Here is a 4,313-nt window from a genome sequence, read left to right as displayed (position 1 = left end):
CAGTAAAGGTATAGGAAGATCTATGGCAATTGCGCTGGCCAGGAGAAAAATCAACTTGTTACTTATTGCCCGTTCGGCTAATGAATTGATTTCTTTACAAACGGAGATCAAAAACCAATATAACGTTGAAGTAGATATCTTGTCGATTGATCTTAGCCAGGTTCAAGCCCCAAAAGCAGTATACAATTGGATAACAGAAAAGAATTACGCCATTAATATCCTGATTAATAATGCAGGTTATGGATTGTGGGGGAAATTTGAAGAATTGGATTTAAGTGCCCAGGTAGAAATGTGTCAATTAAACATGATTACGGTAACTTCATTATGCCATTTATTGCTTCCAATCCTTTCAACAGAAAAAAAGGCTTATATACTCAACGTTTGCAGTACTGCAGCCTACCAGGCGGTGCCAACCTTGGCCATTTATTCGGCAACTAAAGCTTTTGTTTTATCTTTTACAAGGGCTTTAAGGTTCGAGCTTAAAGATGGCCCGGTTTCGGTAAGCTGTTTGAGCCCAGGCCCTGTTGATACAGGTTTTGCCCACCGGGCAGGTTTAGATGCCTTTAACAAAATGGCCGAAAAGTTTAATATGAGGCCTGATGAGGTAGCTGAAATCGCATTAAAAGGAATGTTTGCCGAAAAATCTGAAATTATTCCGGGTTTTACCAATATCATCAGTGTATATGCCAATAGGATCCTGCCAAAGGGATTTATCGAAAAAATGGCCGCAGGGATTTATAAGACTTAAAAGGTCTGGGGTCGGAGGTCTGGAGTATAACGGCATAGAAGCTCAATGGTTGTGCAGTCAGATGTTGATCTTTGCTTTTATGAATTGCCTCGATGCATGAGTGTCGGATGGTAACATCCAACACCACGCATAAAATGGATGGTATAGTTAATACTCTATCCACTCTGTGATTTTTTCTCTGTGAACTCGGTGGTAAAGAAAAGGTCTAGGTGCAGTCAGATGTTACCATCTGACTGATCGTGTACCTCATTTCCATGAATTACTCTTTTCAATGTATGAGTGTAGGATGGTAACATCCAACACCGCGGATTATAATAAAAACGGCTCCAGTAGCCTTTATTTGTACATCTCTGCCCTACTGCAACTCCTTCCAAAAAAAATATTTTAAAAAATTTCAAATAAAATTCTTTGGAATATTAAAAATATGTTACGTTTGTATTAAATACTACCAATCCTATAGACTATATCGAATAAAACAAACTTGTTTTATTTTCCTCCAGTACCGAACCACTCGCCAATGCGAATGTGCTGTTGCTGCGCATAACTCTATCTCCAATTTATCCTTTTCCTAAATCTTTTAATTTTTTACAAATGGCCACATCGTATCCAACCTTTACCTTATCTGAACAATTAACACAAGAACAGCTTGATTTTTTTAACACACATGGGTTTATCCATTTCAAGAATTTCATCAAACCCGAAACGGTTTCTTCCATTATCGACGCTTCTAAACAAGTAGAACAAAAATGGATACAGCAAGATATTAAAAAAATAAACGGCGTGCCGATTAAATACGGGAAAGATCTTGATGGCTCAGCAATTGTACAGCGTTTTGCTTTTATTAATCAACAGCATCAAACACTAAGCGGTCTCCTATTAGATCCACGCTTTAACGCATTGCTTCAATTGGCGGGCGATGGCGCGCGTTTAGGTACTGAAGAGAAAGATGGCATGGTGTTTAACCATTACATTAACGGACCAGAAAGCAAATTCAGTAAAATGGGCTGGCATACGGATGGTTTAAGGGATATTTTTTATGGCGCTAAACTAAACCCGATGCTGAATGTAGGCATCCACCTGAGTACCTTAAAACCTGAAAATGGCGGATTAAAAATTATACCTGGCACCCATAAACAAAGTATTTACCAGATGCTCTTTCGCAAAAAATATTTCTTAGATAATAAACCGGATGCTGAAGAGGTATCGATATTGCCCGAAGCAGGAGATTTAACCATCCATGATGGAAGACTCTGGCACAGGGTGGCAGAATCGGCCATTCGAGGCGAGGAAAGCAGGAGGCGTGTAATTTACGTACCCATTATCGCAGGTAAATACGCGCCAAAAAATGAGAATAGTCCAACAGTATTTTATCAGCGCTTCGCCGGAATTGTAAAATAAATTTATGTTATTTGCCCTATTGTTTACTTACCTGGTCAGATCGGGGAAGCTAAAGCGAATAACTGATTATTCTAAAGGTATTCCAAAGAAGATCAGTTTAAAATTTTACCGACCAGAAACAGCCATTCTCTTTGGCGTAATTTTGGCTGGCACTTAAATTGGAGGCTATTATTAAACTAAAAGAAGACCATTTAGATGGCAAAAGGGTATTTGCAGACCGTGAAAGGACAAATATTTTAAGAAAAGGCGAACAAGGGCTGATCCTTTTTTTGCTTCAAAGGGTTCCTAAGTGGATCACGCCCAATATGATGACAGGTATTGGCATGTTTGGATCGCTGATTGTGTTTTTAAGCTTTATTTTGGCTGTTTTTTATGCAAAAAGCTATTTGTTGATCGGAATTTTAGGTTTTATGATCAACTGGCTTGGTGATTCGCTTGATGGCCGATTGGCGTACTTTCGCAAAATCCCGCGCAAATGGTATGGCTTTGCACTCGATATTGTGATGGATTGGCTCAGCATTATCCTGATCGGTTTGGGCTATTATTATTACGCTAATGGTGGCACACAGATTTTCGCATTTCTTTTTGTGGTATTGTACGGTTGGTCGATGATTATTTCTCAACTGCGTTATAAAATTACAGGCTTTTACCAAATTGATTCTGGCTATTTAGGTCCGACGGAATTGCGCGTAATTATTTCGCTTATCTTAATTGCCGAAACCTTATTTACAGGTGCCATTACTTATTTCGCAATTGCTATGGTATCGCTGTTATTGGTTATCAATATTATCGATACGTTTAAACTTTTGAAAGCGGGCGACACTAAAGATGAGGAGGAGAAGGCATAATGACCTGGGCATCTGTTAAACTTTTTCTCAAAGCACAGGTATCTGCTTTTTCTGGAGGCGTTACTGATTATGGTTTAATGATTTTGCTAACAGAATGGTTGCATATTCATTTTACCATTTCGATCTTGATTTCTGGCACCATGGGTGGGATTGTTAACTTTTGCATTAACCGTTTCTGGGCATTTAAAAGCAACGATGGTTATTGCAGTTCTACAAGCGGACAGCTAATCCGGTTTTTTACAGTGGTTTTGGGGAGTATTTCATTAAAATCAGCAGGTACCTACTTATTGCACCGAAGTTTAAATCTGGATTATAAACTTGGCAGGCTTTTGATTGATAGTATTGTTTCTTATGGCTTTAACTATCCGCTGATGAAGTATTGGGTATTTAAAATCAATAAATTAGGCATTTCTGAAGCAGAAGAAGAAAATTATTTTGAAACACTTGGGGAAGAACAAAGAGCGTAATGGCATGCTTCTACCCTCACGGTATGTGCAGTATAATTTTCTATACCAAAATACATTAACAAACGTTTGCGCTTTATTTTTTAAATAAGAACAATTAGATGGTCTCTGATTGTCATCCTTTCAGGCGAGGTACAGCGTAGTCGAAAACCACGATCGCTTAACGAAGCTAAATCTAATTAGACAGATCTCCTTCCCGATTTATCATCCTACATGTTGACACATCTTCTTTATTCTTTTTCGCGTTATGCTAGCTTGCTTTAATAACACACAGGTTCTAACCGAAGAACGCCGTCAATCCCAAGAGCCGGAAAATCAAAAAAACAGGAGCAGTTCAGACAAACCGGCACTAACAAACCTGAAACGCAGTGGTTTTGTGTTCATAAACAACAATTCAAAGCTTTGAAAAGAATTGAACACAAAACGAAGTGCCACTGTTTTTTTGATGTGCGTGGGATTGTGCAAAAAGGCTCATTGCTGGATTGACAAAGCGCTTTGGATACTTTGGCGCTCCAAAGTATCATGCCCCGCGGCAAAGAGCGAAAAAAACCAACATTTGTTCCAAATTATTGTCTCTGAAGGAAGCAAGAGCAATTAATAGCAGGAAAGATGCTGAAATAAATTCAGCATGACGAGCGCCTTAAGAATATATACTAAAAAACAAATCCAGACTAACAAAAATGTGTACACTTTAGCCTTTAACGTAGTGACCGCGCTACAGTCGAGATGACGAACCTTATAAAGGTAAAAAAGATGTCCAGCCCAAACGATGAAGCATAAAAACTGAACACCTTGCCTTTACCTTATTAGTTTAATATTATTTTAGAGTCAAAATAGAATAAATGACTCTAAAAT

The 4,313-nt window shown here is 38.4% G+C and carries 4 protein-coding genes; all 4 read left to right on the top strand.

Features of this window, described 5'->3' with window-relative positions; genetic code table 11:
• Window positions 1–748, top strand: a 748-nt coding sequence (locus tag AC1DPQ_RS19415) for an SDR family NAD(P)-dependent oxidoreductase (protein ID WP_477610584.1), incomplete at its 5' end; no start/stop codon positions are given.
• A gap of 591 nt (window positions 749–1,339) precedes the next feature.
• Window positions 1,340–2,146, top strand: a complete 807-nt coding sequence (locus AC1DPQ_RS19410) for a phytanoyl-CoA dioxygenase family protein (protein WP_477610583.1) — start codon at window positions 1,340–1,342, stop codon at window positions 2,144–2,146.
• A 158-nt stretch (window positions 2,147–2,304) separates the two neighbouring features.
• Complete coding sequence (locus AC1DPQ_RS19405; RefSeq protein WP_477610582.1) at window positions 2,305–2,994, top strand: CDP-alcohol phosphatidyltransferase family protein; 690 nt, start codon at window positions 2,305–2,307, stop codon at window positions 2,992–2,994.
• Window positions 2,994–3,461: a GtrA family protein gene (locus tag AC1DPQ_RS19400; RefSeq protein WP_477581097.1), complete on the top strand. Its 468-nt coding sequence runs from the start codon at window positions 2,994–2,996 to the stop codon at window positions 3,459–3,461. The genes AC1DPQ_RS19405 and AC1DPQ_RS19400 overlap by 1 nt, the downstream gene beginning before the upstream one ends.
• Window positions 3,462–4,313: the final 852 nt, after the last annotated feature.

This window comes from Pedobacter sp. 01T416_2 (assembly GCF_056398925.1).
This window is presented reverse-complemented; position numbering and strand designations above follow the sequence as displayed.